Raw genomic sequence first — 20,157 nt, forward strand, 5'->3', positions numbered from 1 at the left:
CCTATGAAAGACTTGATTGAAAAACTGGTGAATGCCTTTGGTCCTTCGGGATATGAGGACGAGATCGCCACGGTAATCACCGAACTGATTTCTCCCCATGTGGACGAAGTGCGGCGGGACACCCTGGGTAATGTGATTGGGATCAAACGAGGCAGTGGCAAGAAGATTATGCTGGCTGCCCATATGGATGAGATAGGGATTATCGTTACCCATATTGACGATAAGGGGTTCTTGCGCTTCTCCAACGTTGGCGGACTGAACCCCTACGGGCTCGTCGCTCGACGGGTGCGCTTTGCCGATGGCACCGTGGGAGTGATCCACCACGAGAAGTTGGACAGGATCACCGATCTAAACCTCTCCAAAATGTATATTGACATCGGTTGTACCTCCAAGGAAGAGGCGGAAAAGAAGGTTTCCGTCGGCGACATGGCGGTGTTTAACGAAGGTGTGGACCAGTTGGGCAACCGGGTGGTCTCCAAGGTGCTCGATGACCGGGCGGGATGTGCGGCCCTCATTGCCGCCGCCCAGCAGGCGCCCCAGACCGACAACGAGATCTACTACGTCTTCACCACCCAGGAGGAAGTGGGGACCCGGGGGGCCAAGACTGCAGCCTTCGGTATCGCTCCTGACTTCGGTATCGCGGTGGACGTAACCCTCACCGGCGATACCCCCGAAGCCCGCACCAATAACGTGGGCCTGGGCAAGGGTGCTGCAATCAAGGTGAAGGACTCCTCGGTGATCACCCACCCCAAGGTGAAGGATTTTCTAGTGGAAGTGGCCAGGCAGAACGACATACCTTACCAGTTTGAGGTGCTAGATGGCGGCGGCACCGACGCAGGGCCCATCCATCTTACCCGGGAAGGCGTCCCTACCGGGGCCGTTTCCATTCCCTGTCGGTATGTCCATTCCGCATCGGAAATGCTCGATCTGGGCGACTTTGATGCCTGTGTCAAATTGCTGGTGGCTGCCATCACCGCAGACCTCAGCGACCGCTTCTAAGTCGAGGGGGCTAAAGCCCCCTCAAATGATTTCAGAGCGCATACCTGCCGATGGAGTCCAGGCAGAAGGTCGCCTGTCAAAGGTGGTCTTTACTTGGCCAGGGAGCGGCCGTAGGAATGGCGGATGTACTCACTGGGGGAGGAGCCCACGATCTGGCGGAAGACCCGGGAGAAGTAGGAGGGATCGTTGAAGCCTAGAAGCTCGGACACCTGGGCGATGGTCTGCCCTTCCTTTAACTCCAAGAGCAACACTTGGGCCTCCTCGATCCGCAGGTGGTTGATGTATTCCACGATGGTCATGCCCATGGCTTGGCGGAAAATGCGACAGGCGTATTCGTAACTGAGGTTGACCCCATGGGCAATATCCGTTGCACCCAGGGGCCGGCGATAATTCTCCTCCAAGAATCGCCGGACGCGGTAGACCGCCTCGGCCCGTTTCGGTGACGTGACCTGGACTGTCTCTGCCCCATGGTCGAAGGATTGGTGCTGACGGGCTAAGGTGATCAGGATGTCGGTGAACAGGGTGCGGATCTTCAAGCGGTAGTGAGGGCTACGGGTGGTAGTTTCACGTACAATGGCCGCGAACAACTTGGGTACTTCCGGGGCGGTGGAGTAACCATGGGCCGGCAGCAGGATCCGTTCGTCATCGATGGAACACTGTACTTTGTTGTCGAAGGTTTCCACGGAGGCGGCAAACTGGGCGAAGTAGAACCCATAGGAGCTAGGATGATTTCCCCAGGAACGGTGTACTTCATTGGGCCAGAGGATGAGGAAGTGTCCCTCGTTTAACACCAGTTTGCGGGTGCCCCGCTGGAAATGAAGGCGGTTACCGACAGCTACCACCAGTTCCCAGTGGGGATTGCTATGGGCGTTGGTACGCCAGTGTTGGGAATCGTCGGGTACGTAACCGGCGGATCGCACCAGCAGCTCCTCAGGCATCTTCGACCACCCCAAAGGCAAGTGTTCCCGGTTGTTTGTATATTTTCTTCTTCGTTCCGGAACAGAAAAAGACCTTCTTTGCCTAAGTTTCGAGACACTGAAACCTAACCATGGTTGTTCACAGGGAATTTCAACCATGGTATAATGAACCCAAATGACGGTCGAAAGATGCCGTTGATTTTGCCGAAATATCCAATGATGGGACTAGCTCGCGTCAATATGGGTTACGGTGTATGTTGCCTGCGATGGGGGGAAGAAATACCCTGGTGGGCAGGGAGTATGGTGAACCGAAAGGTGAGGAAAAAACACGTAGGAAGGGTGTTATTTATGAAACTTGGAGTCATAATTGGCCAGAAGGAGAATATGGAAGAACAGTTTGTCCGGGTGGCGGAGCTGGGGGTGGAGACCTGCCAGGTGTCCTGTTGGAATGGCGCTTTGGTGAGTCCCCAGGCCGGTGAAGCGATGAAGCGGGCCGCGGCCAACGCGGGAGTGGAGATCTCCGCCATTTGGGCCGGCTGGCCTGGACCGAAGGCCTGGAACCTCACCGAAGGGCCACTTACCCTGGGGTTGGTGCCTAGGGCCTATCGGCATCGCCGGGAGGAGGCCATCATCGCTGGTGCCAAGATGGCGGAAGCAGCCGGTGTGGAACATGTGGCGACCCACGTTGGTTTTATCCCCGAGGATCCCAACGATCCCGTCTACAAGGAGGTTGTGGTATCCGTCCGGTCTATCGCCCAGGCGCTGAAGGCCAGTGGTCAAAGCTTCCTGTTTGAGACGGGGCAGGAGACCCCCGTCACCCTGTTGCGGACCATCGCCGATGTGGGCACCGACAATCTAGGTGTGAACCTGGATCCGGCCAACTTGCTGATGTATGGGAAGGCCAACCCGGTGGATGCGGTGGAGCTTTTTGGCAGCTACATTAAGGGTGTCCATGTTAAAGACGGAGAGTACCCCACCTGCGGTACGCGCCTAGGGAGAGAACGGGCCGTTGGGGAAGGACGGGTGAATTTCCCTCTGTTCATTGCTAAGTTGAAGGAGCAAGGTTATGCTGGTCCTTTGACCATCGAACGGGAGATCAGTGGGGAACAGCAGCGGATCGATATTCTCAAGGCCATCGATCTTCTGCGCAGCTTAATCGCCCAGTAAAAGGTTCAGCCCTGGCAAGGTCCGGATCGGGACTTTGCCAAGGCTCTTTTTTTCTAGCTGAGATGATAGTACAGAAGGCCTACGGTGGTCTTGCTTGCCCACTGAGCCCGTAGGGCCATCCCTTGGGGATGGTGAACCAGTGCAACCGATGCGAAAGCCAGTTTTTTACCCGCAGGAGCGAACCCACCGGCCCGATCCTTTCCCCCTTTTTCTACCCGCCTAGAGAGAATCAGAGTGTGGACGGTGAGCCTGTCTTTTCCTTTCTTGCTCGCCTTTCCTGCTACCTAGCTTACTGACACGTGTTTTGGGAAGGGTTGGTCCAGGATTTGGGTTTCCTGTGGGGAAGGAAAGTCCAGGGGTATCCAAGAAAACATTACGGTAGAGGTGGTAGGGATGGAATATGTTCCTTTGGGAAAAACCGGAATGAACGTATCTAGACTGAGCTTTGGAGCGATTAAGCTTCCCGATGTGGATCAGCAGACAGCCTCCCGGGTTTTGCATACTGCTTTAGATTTGGGGATCAACTTCGTGGACACGGCCCGCGTCTACGGCGACAGCGAGATCAAGATCGGAAAAGCCATCAAGCATCGTAAAGATGAGTTTTTCCTTGCCACGAAGACACCAAAGCTGGATATGCAGGGGGCGATGGAGGATATCGAGACGTCGTTGCGGAATCTCCAAGTGGATTGCATTGACCTGTACCAACTGCATAATGTGTCCACTCCCGAACGTTTTCGGGCGGTAATGTCCGAGGATGGGGCCATCGCTGCCTTGCGAAAGGCCCGGGAGCAGGGGAAGATTAGACATATTGGGATTACGATCCACCAGGCCCTGGACGTGATGCAGGAGGCCATCGCCCTCGGTGAGTTTGAGACCATCATGTTGCTGATCAATATCTTGGATGAAGAGGCGGTCATCGATCAGGTCTTGCCCCAGGCGAAGGAGGTAGGCATCGGGGTAATCGCCATGAAGGCGTTGTCCGGTGGTAAGCTGGTGCCTCCGGGAGCCGATAGTAACGACCCGGTGGTGCGGGGTTGTCTCCGGTACGTTTTGTCCTTAGATACGGTGCATACCGCCTTGGTGGGTATGAAATCCGAGGAGGAAGTGCGGAACAATGTGGCCATTGCCGAGGAAGGCGGGGCAATGACGAAAGAGGAGCGGGACGAACTGCTCCGGAGAATCCACGAACGCCAAGGCGATTTGAAACGGGACTACGCTTGTTTAAGCTGTGGATACTGCAAGCCCTGTCCAGAGGGGATCAATATTCCCGTTATCCTGAAGGCCCGCCATATCCATGAGAAGTATCCTGAGGAGCTGAAGGGACTTGGCAGAAAACTTTACGACGAACAGCCAGTGGGTCCAGAAGCTTGTACCGAGTGTCGGACCTGTGTAGCAAGATGTCCTGCGGGGTTAGATATCCCCGCGGAGCTGAGTTTGGCCGCTGAGGTCTTTGCTAAGAAGACGAGCTAGTTTTACGATGCCGGATAGCCTGCTATCCGGCATCTTGGTCCTGCGACGTGACTGCGCAAACTACCTCCCTCTCGAATTCTTTTCCGATGTTCTCCCTTTTATGTTTGACCAGCAGGAATCACTTTCTCCCGTGTCGAAATACACTTATAAAGAACGGTGTTCGCATATAATGAACCGCCTATGGGGGCGAGTCGAGAACTCAAAAGGGAGGACAGTATATGAAGCGCTTGGCTGTTCTGTTGCTGGTATGGATGGCTTTTTTCGGTTTTGGTGTCCATGCCCAAGGAGTGCTGAGAATGGCGGGGTTTGGTCCTCCGCCGACGGCGCAGATTGAGAGATTTACTGAGCAGACGGGAATCGCGGTTGAGTATGAATGGGTATCCGGCAGTTACAATTTCATGGAAAAGGTTGTGGTATGGACCATCGCAGGGACGCTCCCCGATGTCCTGGCCATTCCCTATTGGGGTTTGCCCCAAATGGCCACCCAGGGTTCTTTGCGGCCCCTCGATGATTTGATGGAGCAGGACGTCGAGTTTCGCGATGGTTTCCTACCTCAAGGGATGGAGAGTTTTCGGTGGGAGGGGCAGCTTTACGGTGTGCCGTGGGTTTTGGCCCAGCAAACCATTCTTTTTGATCGTAGTCTCTTTCTTGAGGCAGGAATCCCCACCCCCTACGATCTAATTGCCCAGGATCAGTGGTCTATGGAGAACCTTATTCTGGCGGCCCGTAAGCTGACAGACCCCGTGCCCGATGGCAGTGGTTTCAACACCATTGGGCTATTCACCCGTACAGACCAAATGTCCTATTACGCCCCCCTAATCTGGGCCCTAGGCGGAGACATCCTGGCCAATGATGGTCGTACCCTGTTGTTGCGCCAACAATCCTCCCAAGACGCGGTTGTCCGCTTGGCGGAGTTGTTCACGGAACGGATCTTCTTGTCCAATTCTGTCCGCGGGGAATACGGCTTGGATTATATGGAGGTGTTGACCCAGCGGGATGTGGGAATGCGGGCTTTTGGGGTCTATCTGCTGCAGGACATCAAAAACGCAAATCCGATGCTCAGTGAAAGTATTGATATTGCGCCCTATCCAGCCTACGACGGTGTTGGGACGAACGGGATCGATCCCGGTGCCATCGGGATTTCCAGTACCACGGAACAGCCAGAGGTAGCCTGGCAGTTTCTCAAGTGTGCTCTGGCGGATCCGGTGTTAGAGCCTGGATTGCCGGCGGTTCGGCAGCATTTTGACGTCTGGGTGGCTTATATGGAGGATCACTTTGGTGTCAGTGCAGCCCGGTATTTGCAGGTGGCTGGGGACTCTTTGCGTTTGAGTCCGCGGGCGGTCAACCCCGACGTGGAACAGGCGATCTGTCTCCCCTTACAAGAAGCTTTGCTAGGGCGCAGGACCATTTCCCAGGTCTTGGATCGGATCGAGCTGGAGTTAGGGTTTTTGCTTGAGGTTCAGTAAGTCAAAGCATTTTTACATTTGCAAGGTGCGACACTCTTGATGTGTGTTGCTGGCTAGGTTTAGGGCTCTTAAGACAAAGATGGGAGTGTGGAAGATGCAGAGTACTTTTGTGTTTCAAGGCAATGATCGTTGGCCCACCTGTCATGCAGGGACCATCTGCGAACTAAAGACCGGTGAGCTGGTGGCGGCCTGGTTTGCTGGAGAAAGGGAATCCTCCGATGATTCCGGGATTCTTTTGAGCAAATGGACCGGTGATCAGTGGACGCCTCCCCGGGTGGTGGTCAATGTACATAAGCGGGCTGCTGGTAATCCGAAGCTGTTTATCGGTCCCGACGGTGTCCTCTGGCTGATTGCCCCCGTCAATTATGGGGCCTGGTGCGAGGGGGGTACTTGGCTATTTGTGAAGCGCTCCTTTGACCATGGAGAAACCTGGACCGATCTGGAGCTCTTGCTACAGCGACCGGGCATCCTGGGGAAGAACAAGCCGATTCAGCTACGCAGTGGTGTATGGTTGATTCCGGTGGAGGACGAAGTGGCTAGCACTCCCATGTTCTTGCGTTCGGAGGACCAAGGGGTAACCTGGGAATTGGTACCGGTGGAAAACGACGACTGGGTGATCCAACCTACTGTGGTGGAACTGGCCGATGGCACTTTGCTGGCCTATTGTCGCTCGGGGTCCGGTGCGATCTACGAAACCCGGTCTAAGGATGAAGGACGTACGTGGACCAAGACCCAAAGGACCACCCTGCCCAATAATAACAGTGGCATTGATATGGTCCGCTTACGGTCGGGGCTTTTGGTTCTGGTCCTAAACTGGGTGGAGCCCCGGGACGATGACAAGTGGATCAAAGGAGTTCGCTGGGGTCGGCGTACACCTTTAAACCTTGCGGTATCTCCTGATGAGGGCAAGACCTGGCTTCCGGGCCCGGTCCTTGAGGATGGACCGGGTGAGTACAGTTATCCGGCGATTATCCAAGGCAGTGATGGGTTGATCCATGTGATTTACACCCATCGGCGGACTGCTATGAAGCATGTGGTGTTGGAGGAGGACGAATTGCTGGATTGAGTGTTGTTGGTAGAGCGATGCTCCTTGTTCTCGCGGACAATGAAGGTGGTGCCTAATCAATTTCAAAAGCAAAGGAGTGTTGTCCCTGTGCGCAAAGCTCTTTGTCTTGTTCTTGCCCCATTATTGCTGGTGGGCTGTCTTGTTGCACCGGCACCGGATCCTGGCGAGACCCATGACGGTGTCATCTACCTAGAGACCTTCTCTGGGGCACCCACAGAGTTTCTCCATGGCAAACAGCCAGACCAGGGGCGGGCTACATGGTTATCTATCATTACCCATACGGTACCTAGTTGGCGGGCCGATGGAACCCTGGCCAGTCCACCGTCGCGGCAGAACCGCAATGCTTTCCTTCCCTTTGTCCCCAAGGACGGCAGGATCTATACCCTTTCTTTGGAGGTGAATCCCACTTCCGGTGATGCCGCCGCCGAATTCTTTGCCCTCGGATTTGCCAAGGATCCATCGCCAGAACAGATTTTCGCCTCGCGGGATGTGATCATGGCTGGTCCGTGGTGGGCCCAGGCGTGGAACCGGGAACATGTGGCTGTTTCCTATGTGGGACCCGGAGACCAAGGCGGTGCCAACACTCCGTCCAAAGAAGGCTGGGTTGAGCTGAAGATTGTGTTAAACACCACCGAAGAGCAGTGGATAGCAGAATGGTTTTACGATGGTGAAAAGGTGAGGACTCACCAATACGCAACAAATCCAACGATTAATTATGTAGGATTTGGGGCTATGCGGTTTGCCGCGGGTGCAGTGCGGAATTTCCAGCTGGTGGGAGAGATACCAGCGAAGGACAAGTAAAGACTAACTGGAATTGCACGAAATTTGTGGATACAGGCAACAAGGAGTTAGACTCCTAAATCATATTACTTGGGGAGGAATACCCATGAAGAGACAGTTGAAAGTGTTTCTACTATTGGTAATATTCTTGGTTGCTGTACAGACGATGGTGTTTGCCCAAGTGACGATCCTTTACCAGGATTCCTTCTCGGGAAGTCCTGAGGAGTACCTGGCTGGTCGGGTTCCGGAGATCAGCTATACCGGCCAAGGTTGGATCAGTCCCCTTATTCCTGCGCTGGTGAACTGGCAGGCCGACGGAACTACGGAGCGGCCGGTGGATAATCACAATCGAAATGCTTTTCTACCCTTTGTCCCCGAGGCTGGGAAGGTGTACCGGCTGTCTTTGGAGGTCAATCCCACCGAGGGCAATGCTCCGGCCGAATGGTTCGGCGTGGGCTTTACTGCGGATTGTCCCCAGACTACCATCTTTGCCCACGATACAGTGGGAGCGGGTCCCTGGATTCTGCAGTCCTGGGATCGTTCTCTGCCGAGCAATACCTTTACGGGTCCGGGAACCGCAGGTGAAGCAAGGCACCCTGCGGCCTCGGGCTGGGTCAAGCTGGAGATCGTCCTGGATACAACCAGGGAGGATTGGCGCGCGGAGTGGTATTACAACGGTGAACTGGTGAGGACATACCTTTACTGGGGCAATCCTACCATCAATTACGTGGGTTTTGGTGCGATGCGCCAGGCAGCTGGTCAAGTTCGCAATTTCCTTTTAACGGTGGAGGAGCGGTAGACCGTTGGGCTATTGCCCTGGGATCTACGACCGGGCCCATTCCCTTGGGCCCGGGATACTATAAGGGAGCTGAGGATGATGCGCTTATCATGGCAGGTTTTGCTATTGGGGGCAATACTAGTGGTTTTTGCGGGTGGAGCAGTGGCTCAGCAGGTCGAACCCCAGATTATCTACCTGGAAACCTTTTCCGGTGATGGTCTGCTGGATTTACAGGATCGGAGTCCGGACGTTAGCTTGACCGGTGCCCGATGGATTACCCCAGCCATCTCCGGCACACCCAACTGGAAGGCGGATGGTACCATCTCCAGGCCAGTATCCAATCAGAACAGGAATGCCTTCTTGCCCTTTGTACCAGAGCAGGGCTGGGTTTACCGTCTTTCTTTGGAAGTGAACCCCACCGAAGGGAATGCGCCGGCAGAATGGTTCGGACTGGGATTCACCCAGGATTGCCTGGAAACCATCATCTTCTCTCACGATACCGTCGGTGCGGGGCCTTGGATGCTCCAGTCCTGGGATCGCAGTCTGCCGGGCAATACCTTCAGTGGCCCTGGGGTTGTTGGTCAACAGAATCACTCCACTAGTGCTGGTTGGGTGAAGATGGAAGTGGTTTTGGATACCACCCAGGAGCAGTGGTCTGCGGAATGGTACTGCAATGATCAACTGGTAAGGACGTATACATACTTGAGGCAACCAACGATTAACTACGTGGGTTTTGGTGCTATGCGGCAAGCCGCCGGTGCTGTACGGAACTTTCAACTGGTGGGGATCCCCGCGGCGATGGACGCCAAAACAGTAGAAACGGAGGCTGGGCCGGAGGTACCGGTGACAGCAGATCTCCCGCGGTTGGGCGGTCCGACCCCGCAGCCTAGATTCGTTGATGAGCCTATTCCCACGGAGCCTCGCCAGAAGGAGATTCCCTTGATTGTGCACCGCATGCCCTCGATGCCCACCAATGTGATTTCCCGGGCCGGTCGGTTCAACTACGCAGATGAGAGTCTACTTGAGGTGGAGGCAACCATTGAAGAAGAATTCGGCAGGATCGCGGAGTGCGGTGCCACCGCGGTGATGGTGGATCGGGCCTATGCCCAGTACGCGGAAGCTGCCACCAAGGCGGGGCTAAAGATTCTGTTGATGATCAATGTGCAGCAGATTGTCCTGGGCAACTTTCAGATCCCCGAGACCCCGGAGGGGGTAGCTGATTATCTGATCCGGGAGCTTGAGAGTGTGAAAGCGGTTTGGGATGCTATGTACAAGAGGGACGGCAGGATTGTGGTCTGGGTGTATTCGGCACCCCGCTTTCCCGCAGAGTTCTATCGGGAAGTGTTGTCCATTGTCCGGGACGCAGGATACGACCCCTTTGTGCTTTATCATACCCAGTATCAACTGCAGAAGACCGAAAGCGAAGTGGCCAAGTATCTTGAAGTCTTTGATGGTGTTTTGATCTGGGCCAATAGTACCGAGGAAACCCGCCAGACGCTGGACTTGGTGATCCCTGCCCGGGACCAGATTTTGCGGGAAACCGGTGTCAGGAAAGCGGTGATGCTGACGGCTAAGCCGGGACATTGGCGGCCGGAGCGGGGCCTTGTTATTGATCCCCGTGGTACTGCAGAGTTTCGCCAGACGGTGGATTTCGTCTACAAGTATGACCTCGACGGTCTACACGTGGAAAGCTGGAATGACTTTAGTGAAAACCATCATATGCAGCCCACGGTAATGAAGTCCACAGTGCTGGCGGACCTGATGTACTATTATGGGCGGCTTGGCATGGGCGAGTTAGCTACCTTGCCGGAACCGGGTCTATACGTTAGCCATCGTAGAGAAATAGTTCTGGGTGAATACTTCCAATGCGAAGTAATGTATTTGCCCGTAGCAGCCCAAGGAACCAGGACCATCCGTCTGGTGGTGCGTCGGCAGGATGGGGAGGTTGTGTATGCTTCGGAGCCATGGACCGTGGAGAATTTGGCCGCAGGGGTGAGGACCTTCAATATCCCCACTGCCACTTTGGGTCCTACGGATGTGTTGTTGCCAGCTGTGGAGGTTAACGGAGAAGAAATTGCCACCGCGAGTTTTTGCTTAGTGAGCTCCAGTCGGATTCAGCAGCCTTTCACCATGCACGTGGCATTGTCTCAGGTGCTCCGTCCTATCGAAGTGGAGTTCACCATCGACGGCTACGGACCAGGGGAGACCTTTACAAGTACTGCTCCCAGGGAAGCGGTGATCAAGGTAAGTACTGATCAGAAGCTGCAGCGCATCGAGATTTTGAAGAATTACCTGCCGGTTTTCAGTGCCGATTTCGATCGGGAGATGCAGGTGCGATCTGGGAACCAGGATTACCAGGTGGTGAGGTTTTCTTGGAGCATGCCAGTTCCGGGGGATGAACAGTATTCCAACGATTTTACCAATGGTTCTATTCGCATAACAAATGGGCGGGCGATCAGTGCCTTTGAAGTGGCCAGAGCCCAATCTTGTCTAAAATGGGCAACCTATGCCCAGTGGCTATCTTACCGGGCGGCCAATGACGCGGTGGAGATGGTCTTTCTGGGGGATGAAAGGACCGTGTTCACGGTGGAGATTCCCCTCCAAGGGTTCTCGGTGGATGTGCCCTGGGCCGAGGTGGTAGAAAAAGGACGGATCGAGTACTTGATCCATCCCTGGGCGCGACTGTTGGTGGAACGGATCCCAGGTCCCACGGGCAATCCGTGGTCCATTGGAGTGACGGATTACACCAAGACGATTCTTTTACCCCAGTGGGATGATCAGGCCTGGAACGTGTATTACCTCCGTCTCATTACCGAAGACGGTGCCATCTACCGCAGCGCTCCCATTCAGGTGACCCCCTATGACTTGAAGGAAACTGTCGATGCCTACATCTGGGATGTGGAAACTCAACAGCGTGTCCGCATCTCCGCCCCCAAAGCCCAGCTTTTAGACGTGACGTGGGATTTGGGAACCAATACCCGAATGATCCCTGATGTGCACGGTGTTGGGTTTGATCTGGAACTGGGAGGCCGTTTTGTGCGGGAGGGGAGGTACAGCCCAAACCAGGTGCCCGTTGTCACCCACGACAGTGTCTTCGGTGCAGTCCTCGCCTTTGACGGTAACGACGTCTTGATGACCAATGCCCAACTGACACCCCTAGGTTGTTGGGGTGTGGATCTTTGGATTAAGCCTACCAAGGTGGGTACTGGTTCCCAGCAGTACATTTTCCAACCCAATGAGACGTTGTTTCTAACCCTGCAACCCGATGGCACCATCGGGGCCAGGTTTGGGGACCGTGCCGGGTTGATGTCTTTGCGCGGAACTACTATCCTGAAGGAACATGAGTGGTACCGGATCACCTTTGTATATGATCTGACCAAGGCGGTACTGATGGTGGACGGAAGGATTGAGGCTGTTGTACCGGTCCACGGTCTGCGGGAACGGATTACGGGTTTGACCAGTATCGGTGCCTATGTTCAGGATTCCGCCAGCCTGCAACCCGCTAGCCAGGGCTTCCATGGGTTCCTTGGTCCCATCAAGATTGTGACCAGTGCCCAAGAAATAGATGAACTGCTGCGTTTGGCCGATTAACAACTGTGGACTTCGCCGGAAGAAGCCGGACAAATCCTTTACGAAAGGATGATCCATGATGTTGCGTAGGGTATTGTCTATCGTGGTAATCGTGCTGTGTCTTGCCAGCTCCTTCGGGACCAGTGCCAAGACACTGCGTATGGCCGCCTGGTTTGAGGAGCCCGCGGACCTCATTGAGGCCTTTGAAGAGGCGACCGGCATTACAGTGGAGTATACCTATGTACCGGATAGCCGTGCCTATCTGGAAAAGGTTACTCTGTGGGCCATCAGTGGTACGCTGCCCGATGTGCTGTATATTCCCTATTGGGGACTTTTTCCCATGACCGATGTGGGGGTGCTACATCCCCTCGATGGTTTTCTCTCGGAGGACTTTGAAGGGGATTTTCTTCCCCAAGGTATTCTCAGCTTTCAGCGGGACGGGAGACAGTTTGGGATGCCGTGGGAACTGAACCCGATGGTGATCATCTATGACCAGCGGATCTTTGAGCGCTATGCTCTCGCTACTCCCGATGACTACGTTCGGAACGATGATTGGAATGCGGAATCCTTGGTGGAAAGTGCGCGGAAAACCACCAAGCTGACTCCGGACCGGACCAACTTCGAGACTATAGGGTTGGTTACGTGGTCAAACGCGATCAACAGGTTCACCTCTTTCATTTGGGTCTTTGGCGGCGATGTTCTTGCTGAGGACGGGGCCACTGTTCTCCTGGATCAACCTGGCTCCATTGCCGCTTTGGAACAGCTGGCTTCCCTTTTCCAGGAAGAACGGGTGTTCATGGCCACAGGACAACGCGGTAGATACGGTCTAGAATTCATGGAGATTCTGGCTGGGGATATAACCGCTATGCGCGGTGCGGACATTCCCTTGTTGAACAACATCCGGATGGAGAATTCGGACCTGGCCCGTAACGTAGGGGTGGTACCGATGCCCTTGGCTCCGGACGGAGCTCCCACCAGTGGGCTAATTGTTCATGGCATTGGGATCGCCGCTTCTTCTGAACAGAAGGAGGAGGCGTGGCAGTTCATTGAGTTTGCCATGAACAACGTAGCGCAGAATGCTTCCATCCCCGCAAGACAATCCCAAGTGGCGGACTGGATTGATTACATTTCCCGTGAATATGGTTTCAATGTGATGAATTACGTCCAGGGATTGGAAAAGAACCTCCGCTTGCAGCCGAGAGCCATCAACGATCAAGTGGAGGCGATCCTGAACACCTACGTGGACCGCATACTCACCCAAGGTGTGCCAGTTGTAACCGCGGTGGAGAATGCCATTAGAGAGATCGGAGCCATACTGTAGGTTGGACTGAACCCCGGGGGCCACTAACCTCCGGGGTTTTCTCAACCAAAAAAATTTCAATAGGGTGCAGGAATACCGTAATCCGAAGGCGAATTATATATTAGAGAACACGATTCTACTATAATGAACAGCGCGTTTGTATCAAGTGAGGGTTTTCTCTGCTGTACATAGTTATTGACAGAGTCCTACTGGGAGGGAAATTTATGCGAAGAATGGAAAAAACGATGGTGTGCCTTGTGTTCATTGGTGTGCTTTTAATCGGCCAGGTGGCCGCAGCCAAGACTTTAACGATAGCCGGATGGTTCCCGGCGCCGGAGAAGTATATCGAAATGTTTGAAGAGCAGACGGGGATCGATGTGGAATACATCTACGTTCCCGATAGCCGTGCCTATCTTGAGCGGGTGGTGCTGTGGGGTATTGGCGACACGTTGCCGGATGTTCTTTTCGTTCCCTATTGGGGCGTTAACTCCCTGGCCAGTCACGGTCTTTTGCGTCCCATCGATGATCTGCTAGCCGCGGATGAAGCGTATCTGTTTGACTTCCTCCCCCAGGGCTTGGAAGCCTTCCGACGGGACGGCGGCCTTTACGGCTTACCTTTCGAGCTGAATCCGGACGTGGTCATCTTCGACCCCCGTCCCTTTGAGGAAAGGGCCGTGCTCACCCCCAGTCAGCAGGTGAAGAACGGTACCTGGACTCCCCAGAGCCTGGTGGACAGTGCTCGCAAGCTTACGGAGCTGACCCCCGATGAATCCACCTATATTTCCATCGGTATGGTCACTTGGTCAGATCAGTTGAACCGACTGGCTCCCTATGTCTGGATGTTCGGTGGGGAACTGGTGAGTGAGACCGGAGAGGAATTCCTCATCGGCACGATTGAGACCAAGGAAGCCTTGGAAGAGATCGCTAGATATTTTCAAGAAAAAATCTTCCTGTCGGTGGCCTACCGTACCGCCTACAACCTTGATCATTGGGAGATCCTCGTGGGCAATCGCACCGGAATGCGCGGTTGTGATATTCCTCTGCTGGGAGATATTGCTTCCCAAAATCCCCAGTTGGCGGCGGTGGTTGGTGTAGTGCCCTATCCTATGGGCATTAACGGCGAGCCCACCACCGGTTTGACCATCCACGGTGTAGGTATTACCCCCACCAGTCAACAGGTGGAGGAAGCGTGGTCCTTCATTCGTATGATCCTCGATGTTCCCTCGGATGGGGCATCGATCCCAGTACGGCAATCCCAATTCGGTGACTGGATCCAACGGGTGGACACCGCTTTCCCCGGCATCGATGCACTGTCCTTGATGCAGCAGTTGAATGCCGGGATGCGCCTGGGACCTCGGATCCTCAGCCAGGATATGGAGTATGTCGTGCGGACATACATTCACCGGGCTATGATCGGGCGCATTTCCGTGGTCCAGGCTATCGAAAACGCCTTGGCCCAACTGAGTGCCCTGCAGTAAGAAGAGTGGTAACGTCCCTACCGGTGGGAGCAAAGGTGTGGTGATGAACCCGGAAAGGGCCGGCCTTGCAGAGAGGAGAAGGGTTCTTTGAAGGACTGTGGACAACCGATCTTGGTTCTAATTGCGTTACTCTGGATGATCCTTGTTTCCGGGACTGTGGCCTGCGGGGCGGAGAAGGACGTGCTGTTTCACTTTATCCCGAGCGGAGCGGTGGGCAGCCCTGTGACGGTGCAGCGGGCCGATGGGGCTAACTTGGATGTCCTGCCCCGCACTACAGCCCGGACAGAGCTCACCTATGGTACGTCCAATCCCATCACTGGCAATCAGTCGATTGTCTTTCACAACCCCAATACGGGGAATGACAATGGTAGTTTCTTGTATGTGCCCAATCGGCGGGAACTGGATCTGGCCTATCTGGATGAGTTTACCATCGAAGTAGTCCTTTGTCCCGGTGAGCTTAAGAACTGCGTGGTCCTGCGTCGGACCGCCCCTGGTTCGTCGGTGGGCTACGTCCTCGCCATACTGACTAACGGAGCCTTTCAGTTTGATCTAAACTCCGGCTGGGAACGGCTAACCCTTTCCAGTGCCGTGGGCATGATCCAGTTAGGTCAATGGTATCATGTGGCGGTGACTTGGGATGGGGTCAATGCTACCATGTATGTGGATGGTCGCCCCGTAGCCAGTGGGGTCTTTGCCGATTGGCTAGACCCGGTGGATGCGGTGTTGGGCATTGGGGCCATTGTGCGGGATCTTAACCTAAACAGTACCGGACAGTTCTTCCATGGGGAAATCAGTGAGATCCGGATTACAGGTAAGGCCCTCGCCCCGGTGGAGTTCCTGCGGGTGCGTTAAAGGATGCGTTACAGACCGGCGAAAGGGGTATCGGGGTTGAATAGGGTGATGGTTGGTTTAGCGTTTACATTGTTGTTGGTGGGTGTAGTTTTTCCCCGTGGTCTTGCCGCCCAAGGGATTGAACCGGATATTGCGGCGGCAAGCAGTGACGTCTTTACGATTAGCAACTACTTCCGGTTTACACCGGCGGATCTTTCGGGATTCGGAGACCAGACGTTCATCCTCGGTGGCTTTGCCCATACCGCCGATGTTCAGGAAGTGGATGTGGCCTTTCGGTGGGTAAAAAGTACCGAAGGGTGGGTTCCCCTATGGAAGCTGCAGGTTGTGGCCCGAGGATGCTTGCCGGATAAGTACCAGAACTACATGAAGGTGCAGGGGGAAGAACAGGTTATCGATCTTACGGTGGTGACGCCTAATCCCCAGGTGGACTACCGCGCGGATTGCGCCTTTGACCTTACCCGAGGCCTGGCTTCCTTTGTCCTTGTGCGGTTGGACACCGGGGAGAAGGTTTACAGTTCTGTTTTTGAGTTGGAGGTCTTGCAGGAGGTGGCCTTCCCGCGCTGGGACGATCTGCCTGCGGGAAAGGTGAGTCTCAGTTCCACCTACGAGACGGCGGGGCTGCCCTTCTTGTTGAAGAAGGACTTGGTGTACCGGGTGGTGCGGGAGGAAGCGACGCGCTATACAATCCTGGGCCGAGAACCCATCTTTGTGGATGATCCGGTGGGGCTGTATGTCGATTGGCCGCAGCATCCCGTCGCGGGCAACATTGACGTAGAGCTTGTACACAATGGAGAAATCCGGCAAAGGGATAGTCTGGTTTGGGAGGAAAGGGATTTCTTACCTTTCGAGCTACCCATCGGTTCTTCCCAGGTGGTGGTGGCAGCTTCCTTCGATGGGTATAGGGAGGTGTTGGGTGTAACGCCGATGATGGTGTACGCCGGTGAAGTAAAGGTGCAAATTGGGCGTTTGGAGGTCCCCGGGCAGTGGACGGTACCCAGTCAGGTGAGCTGGCGGTTTGCCGAGGGAAACCAGGAAAGCATCACAGGGCAGGTCCGGTTACTGTCTGATGTGGAACTGACTGGAGTAAACTTACAACTGCAACTGCGGGACGCCAAAGGTAAAGTGGTGAGGACCGTCTTTGAGCGGCCGGTGGACTTGGTGGCCGGCGAGCCTGCCATTTTCGACTTTAACCTTTCAGGTTTGGAACCAGGGGAATCGTTGGAGCTGGTTCCGGTGCTTGGAAGTTCCTCCATTAATGTGATGTATCGGACCACGGTGTGGCTAGAGACTGCTCCCGCCTATTTCAGCCTGCCAAGGCCCGAGCGGGGACGGGTGGATCTTCCCTTTGTTGAAGGGGTGGAGCACTATCTGATCTATGAGGGCAGTGCACCCGATTCCCGGTTCAATCACGTGCCGCGAATTCTCTATCATGGGGGGGTCTTCTACGCCTGTTGGAACACCCATCCCCGGGATGAGGATGCGCCCGGTATGTATCCCTTAGCGGCCATTTCTAGGGACGGCAAGAACTGGAGCAGTGCTTTTGAGCTTTTCCCCGCTTTGGGACCGGTGGGCTGGGGACAAAGCAGTGGGGTATGGGTGACGATCCAACCGGTGGACTACGCGGAAAGCTGGGTCGTGGTGGATGATGTGGTATATAGTACTGCCACCATCTATGAGTGGGTGGATGGCGGGCGCAATAAACTGGGGGTTATTGCCCGGTCCGTCGGTCCGGACGGATCCTTGGGTCCCATCTTCTGGCTTTTGGGGGACTCCATCAACCAGCAGAAACTGTCCATGACCTTCCCCGATGCCCGGGATCCCGAGGTGGCTCCCTTGGTGCAGAAACTACAAAAGAACCTGCTTCGCATGTGGAGTTCCAAGGAATATACCGCCGCGGACGGGCATCGTTTGACAGAGCTCACCTACTATACCAGGCCCGACGGGGTAATGACCACCCTGGGCCGGGATCTAAACTGGTCCTATGGATTGCTCTATGCCTGTCACAGCTATGACGGGGGAGTCACTTGGACACCAATGTTGCGGACAAATATTCCCGATTGTCCCTCGATGAGCAACGCCGGGACTCTGCCCGACGGTGGGGTTTACCTGATTCACAATCCGGTTTATCTCCAGCGGGATCCGTTGATCATCAGTCTATCTAAGGATGGAGTGAATTTTGACAGGGCAGCGGTAATCCGTAGTAACGCGCCGCCGAGCCGTTATACCGGCATTGGCAAAGGGGATGGGTATCAGTACCCAGCTTCGGTTATTGCCGAGGGAGCCCTTTGGGTTATCCATTCCATCAACAAGGAGGACATTGCCATCAGCCGGATTCCCTTGGAGTCTCTGCAGTGAGACGAATCTGTATCAAGAGGGCAGCTTTGCCCACAACCAAAAGAAGGGAGTGACAAAAGGAATGAAAAGAAGATACGGGCTGGTCTTGCTTCTGGTGTTGTTCGGTGCGGTTTCCTGTTTCAGTCTTCCGGAGATGATAGAGCCAGAAGGACCAACGGTGATCCACTGGCGGGGTGACGGGGAGATTGGGAAGTCTGTCCTCCGACTGGTGGATGAAGTGCGGGGCCTGGTGGCTGTCAAGATGGGGGCGGAGGACATACGCTACGGAGAGCCATCTCCCTGGAGTTCGTCTCCCTCGTTGTACTTCGATAACGGGTCGAACCAAAACGGTGGTTTCTTCAAGGTGTCCGACGGTCCTGTGGTGGATCTGCAGCTGATGGATGCTTTCACCATTGAGGTGACCCTCAAACCGTCCTCGATTCGCCAGTCGGTGATTCTACGGAAGACCGAAGGTACCAGCAGCAACGGTTACCAGTTGGTGCTCACCGCCAACGGTAGTGTGGCCTTCTACCTTGGCAACGCGGAGTTGAATAGATATGTGGTGAGTTCTGGCGGAGCCGTTGCCGCCGATACGTGGTACCACGTGGCGGCGACCTTCGGTAACGGTGAGATGGCTTTGTACCTGAACGGCGAGCTAGTGCAGAGCAAGCCCTTTGAAGAGCCCTTGGAGGACACATCCGGCGTCCTGGGAATTGGTGCTTTGGTCCGGGATACCGAAGGACTGAATACCGGACAGTATTACCATGGTTTCATCGGGGAGATCAAGGTTAGTGACTATTGTCTTGATCCCAGTGAGTTCTTAATTAATCTTTAGGAGGTCTAACGATGAAGAAGTTTTCTTTTGTCCTAGCTTTAGTGTCGGTACTGCTTCTTTCTCTTTCGGTGGTCTCCGCCAATACCGTGGTACATTGGCGGTTTACCGGTGAAGAGGGCGAACGGCCCGAGGTTTTGGAAAACAGCTACGGAATTCCGGCCTACGTTGTGCAGCTGGAGCCCACCGGAGTTTACTATGTGGATGATGCCCTGTACTTTGATAACCCCACCGCCACCAATAACGATGGCAGTTTCCTCTACTGCCTTGATACGGATCCCTTGGATCTGGCGGGCTGGCAGGGTTTGACCTTCGAAGTAATCTTCAATCCATCCACCATCCGTCAGTGTGTTTTGTTGCGGAAAACTGAAGGAACTAGTAACAACGGTTACCAATTGGTAATCACCAACAACGGTAGTCTGGCCTTCTTCCTTGGTTCCTCTATGGGGAGCAAGTACGCAGTGACCGATGCCGGGGCAGTGGTACCCGGCCAGTGGTATCATGTGGCTGCCACTTGGGATGGTGACCGGATGCGTATTTTCCTAGACGGGGTGGAAGTGGCAAACACCTTGTACCTTGATGAACTGGAGCACACCTCGGGCCATCTGGGGATCGGTGCTTTGGTGCGGACCACCGCTTTGGATAATATCGGACAATACTTCCACGGTTACATTCGGGAAATCCGGATCTCGGATCGAGCTTTAGATCCCAGTGAGTTCCTGAAATAATTGTTAGCGCAGGGTACAATCTACTTGAGCTTTGGGGATAGGGGGATGCAGTTTCCTTCTATCCCATAGTTCTTTTGAGGGGAAAGACAAATGTGCCGAAAGGAGAGTAAGGCTGTGGAACGAAAGTATTCAGTGATCTTGGGAAACCTGGGGAATACGAAGGATCGCTTTTGCGGCGGATACAAGACCAATCCCACCACCATGGAGATGCTCAAACAGGCGGCAGCCATCGAATATGTCAGGGGCATTGAATTGGTGGGCACCTGGGACATTGACGTGGACAATGCCAAGGGAATGAAAAGGGCCTTGGATGATCTAGGCTTGCAATGTGTATCCATTATTCCCGATCTTTTTGCGAACAAACTCTATTGGAAGGGCGCCTACACCAGCAAGGAGGCGGCGGTGCGCCGGCAGGCCATC

Annotated in this window: 16 protein-coding genes; 15 read left to right on the top strand and 1 reads right to left on the bottom strand. The window is 54.7% G+C overall.

The genetic code is table 11. The annotated features are described in order from the left end of the window. Positions 1 to 3: 3 nt before the first annotated feature. Complete coding sequence (locus GXX57_06410) at positions 4 to 999, top strand: M42 family metallopeptidase (GenBank protein ID HHV44281.1); 996 nt, start codon at positions 4 to 6, stop codon at positions 997 to 999. 89 nt (positions 1,000 to 1,088) lie between these two features. Here GXX57_06410 and GXX57_06415 read toward each other — a convergent pair whose 3' ends face one another. Further along, the gene (locus GXX57_06415) at positions 1,089 to 1,937 is read right to left on the bottom strand and encodes a helix-turn-helix transcriptional regulator (protein HHV44282.1); all 849 of its coding nucleotides are present in this window, start codon (positions 1,935 to 1,937) and stop codon (positions 1,089 to 1,091) included. Positions 1,938 to 2,264: 327 nt separating this feature from the next. On the opposite strand from GXX57_06415, the gene GXX57_06420 reads away from it, so the two are divergent. The 14 genes from GXX57_06420 to GXX57_06485 form a co-directional block, all read left to right on the top strand. After that, on the top strand, positions 2,265 to 3,083 hold the full coding sequence (locus GXX57_06420; GenBank protein HHV44283.1) for a sugar phosphate isomerase/epimerase: 819 nt from the start codon (positions 2,265 to 2,267) through the stop codon (positions 3,081 to 3,083). 423 nt (positions 3,084 to 3,506) lie between these two features. Continuing rightward, positions 3,507 to 4,553, top strand: a complete 1,047-nt coding sequence (locus tag GXX57_06425; protein HHV44284.1) for an aldo/keto reductase — start codon at positions 3,507 to 3,509, stop codon at positions 4,551 to 4,553. Between the two features lie 218 nt (positions 4,554 to 4,771). Beyond that, positions 4,772 to 6,019, top strand: a complete 1,248-nt coding sequence (locus GXX57_06430; GenBank protein ID HHV44285.1) for an extracellular solute-binding protein — start codon at positions 4,772 to 4,774, stop codon at positions 6,017 to 6,019. A 94-nt stretch (positions 6,020 to 6,113) separates the two neighbouring features. Beyond that, positions 6,114 to 7,085 carry an exo-alpha-sialidase gene (locus tag GXX57_06435; protein HHV44286.1) on the top strand — a complete coding sequence of 324 codons (972 nt, stop codon included), beginning with the start codon at positions 6,114 to 6,116 and terminating at the stop codon, positions 7,083 to 7,085. 87 nt (positions 7,086 to 7,172) lie between these two features. Continuing rightward, entirely contained in the window at positions 7,173 to 7,886 is a 714-nt protein-coding gene (locus GXX57_06440) for a hypothetical protein (GenBank protein HHV44287.1), read from the top strand. A gap of 85 nt (positions 7,887 to 7,971) precedes the next feature. After that, entirely contained in the window at positions 7,972 to 8,664 is a 693-nt protein-coding gene (locus tag GXX57_06445) for a hypothetical protein (protein HHV44288.1), read from the top strand. Between the two features lie 78 nt (positions 8,665 to 8,742). Beyond that, complete coding sequence (locus GXX57_06450; protein HHV44289.1) at positions 8,743 to 12,234, top strand: hypothetical protein; 3,492 nt, start codon at positions 8,743 to 8,745, stop codon at positions 12,232 to 12,234. A 58-nt stretch (positions 12,235 to 12,292) separates the two neighbouring features. Then, positions 12,293 to 13,534: an extracellular solute-binding protein gene (locus tag GXX57_06455; GenBank protein HHV44290.1), complete on the top strand. Its 1,242-nt coding sequence runs from the start codon at positions 12,293 to 12,295 to the stop codon at positions 13,532 to 13,534. Positions 13,535 to 13,737: 203 nt separating this feature from the next. Further along, entirely contained in the window at positions 13,738 to 14,991 is a 1,254-nt protein-coding gene (locus GXX57_06460) for an extracellular solute-binding protein (protein HHV44291.1), read from the top strand. Between the two features lie 87 nt (positions 14,992 to 15,078). After that, entirely contained in the window at positions 15,079 to 15,843 is a 765-nt protein-coding gene (locus GXX57_06465) for a LamG domain-containing protein (protein HHV44292.1), read from the top strand. Between the two features lie 36 nt (positions 15,844 to 15,879). Then, entirely contained in the window at positions 15,880 to 18,198 is a 2,319-nt protein-coding gene (locus tag GXX57_06470; protein HHV44293.1) for a hypothetical protein, read from the top strand. Between the two features lie 61 nt (positions 18,199 to 18,259). After that, the gene (locus GXX57_06475) at positions 18,260 to 19,012 is read left to right on the top strand and encodes a LamG domain-containing protein (GenBank protein HHV44294.1); all 753 of its coding nucleotides are present in this window, start codon (positions 18,260 to 18,262) and stop codon (positions 19,010 to 19,012) included. Between the two features lie 11 nt (positions 19,013 to 19,023). Continuing rightward, positions 19,024 to 19,737, top strand: a complete 714-nt coding sequence (locus GXX57_06480; GenBank protein ID HHV44295.1) for a LamG domain-containing protein — start codon at positions 19,024 to 19,026, stop codon at positions 19,735 to 19,737. A 114-nt stretch (positions 19,738 to 19,851) separates the two neighbouring features. Next, the coding region (locus tag GXX57_06485; protein HHV44296.1) for a sugar phosphate isomerase/epimerase at positions 19,852 to 20,157 on the top strand (306 nt) is incomplete at its 3' end.

Source organism: Bacillota bacterium (assembly GCA_012839765.1).
In the GTDB taxonomy this organism is placed as follows: domain Bacteria; phylum Bacillota; class Limnochordia; order DUMW01; family DUMW01; genus DUMW01.

Bases quoted from the DNA above. Each gene is read 5' to 3' on its own strand.
- GXX57_06460 (HHV44291.1), top strand. From the start codon at position 13,738: ATGCGAAGAATGGAAAAAACGATGGTGTGCCTTGTGTTCATTGGTGTG.
- GXX57_06420 (HHV44283.1), top strand. From the start codon at position 2,265: ATGAAACTTGGAGTCATAATTGGCCAGAAGGAGAATATGGAAGAACAG.
- GXX57_06455 (HHV44290.1), top strand. From the start codon at position 12,293: ATGTTGCGTAGGGTATTGTCTATCGTGGTAATCGTGCTGTGTCTTGCC.
- GXX57_06410 (HHV44281.1), top strand. From the start codon at position 4: ATGAAAGACTTGATTGAAAAACTGGTGAATGCCTTTGGTCCTTCGGGA.
- GXX57_06430 (HHV44285.1), top strand. From the start codon at position 4,772: ATGAAGCGCTTGGCTGTTCTGTTGCTGGTATGGATGGCTTTTTTCGGT.
- GXX57_06445 (HHV44288.1), top strand. From the start codon at position 7,972: ATGAAGAGACAGTTGAAAGTGTTTCTACTATTGGTAATATTCTTGGTT.
- GXX57_06475 (HHV44294.1), top strand. From the start codon at position 18,260: ATGAAAAGAAGATACGGGCTGGTCTTGCTTCTGGTGTTGTTCGGTGCG.
- GXX57_06435 (HHV44286.1), top strand. From the start codon at position 6,114: ATGCAGAGTACTTTTGTGTTTCAAGGCAATGATCGTTGGCCCACCTGT.
- GXX57_06415 (HHV44282.1), bottom strand. From the start codon at position 1,937: ATGCCTGAGGAGCTGCTGGTGCGATCCGCCGGTTACGTACCCGACGAT.
- GXX57_06425 (HHV44284.1), top strand. From the start codon at position 3,507: ATGAACGTATCTAGACTGAGCTTTGGAGCGATTAAGCTTCCCGATGTG.
- GXX57_06450 (HHV44289.1), top strand. From the start codon at position 8,743: ATGCGCTTATCATGGCAGGTTTTGCTATTGGGGGCAATACTAGTGGTT.
- GXX57_06480 (HHV44295.1), top strand. From the start codon at position 19,024: ATGAAGAAGTTTTCTTTTGTCCTAGCTTTAGTGTCGGTACTGCTTCTT.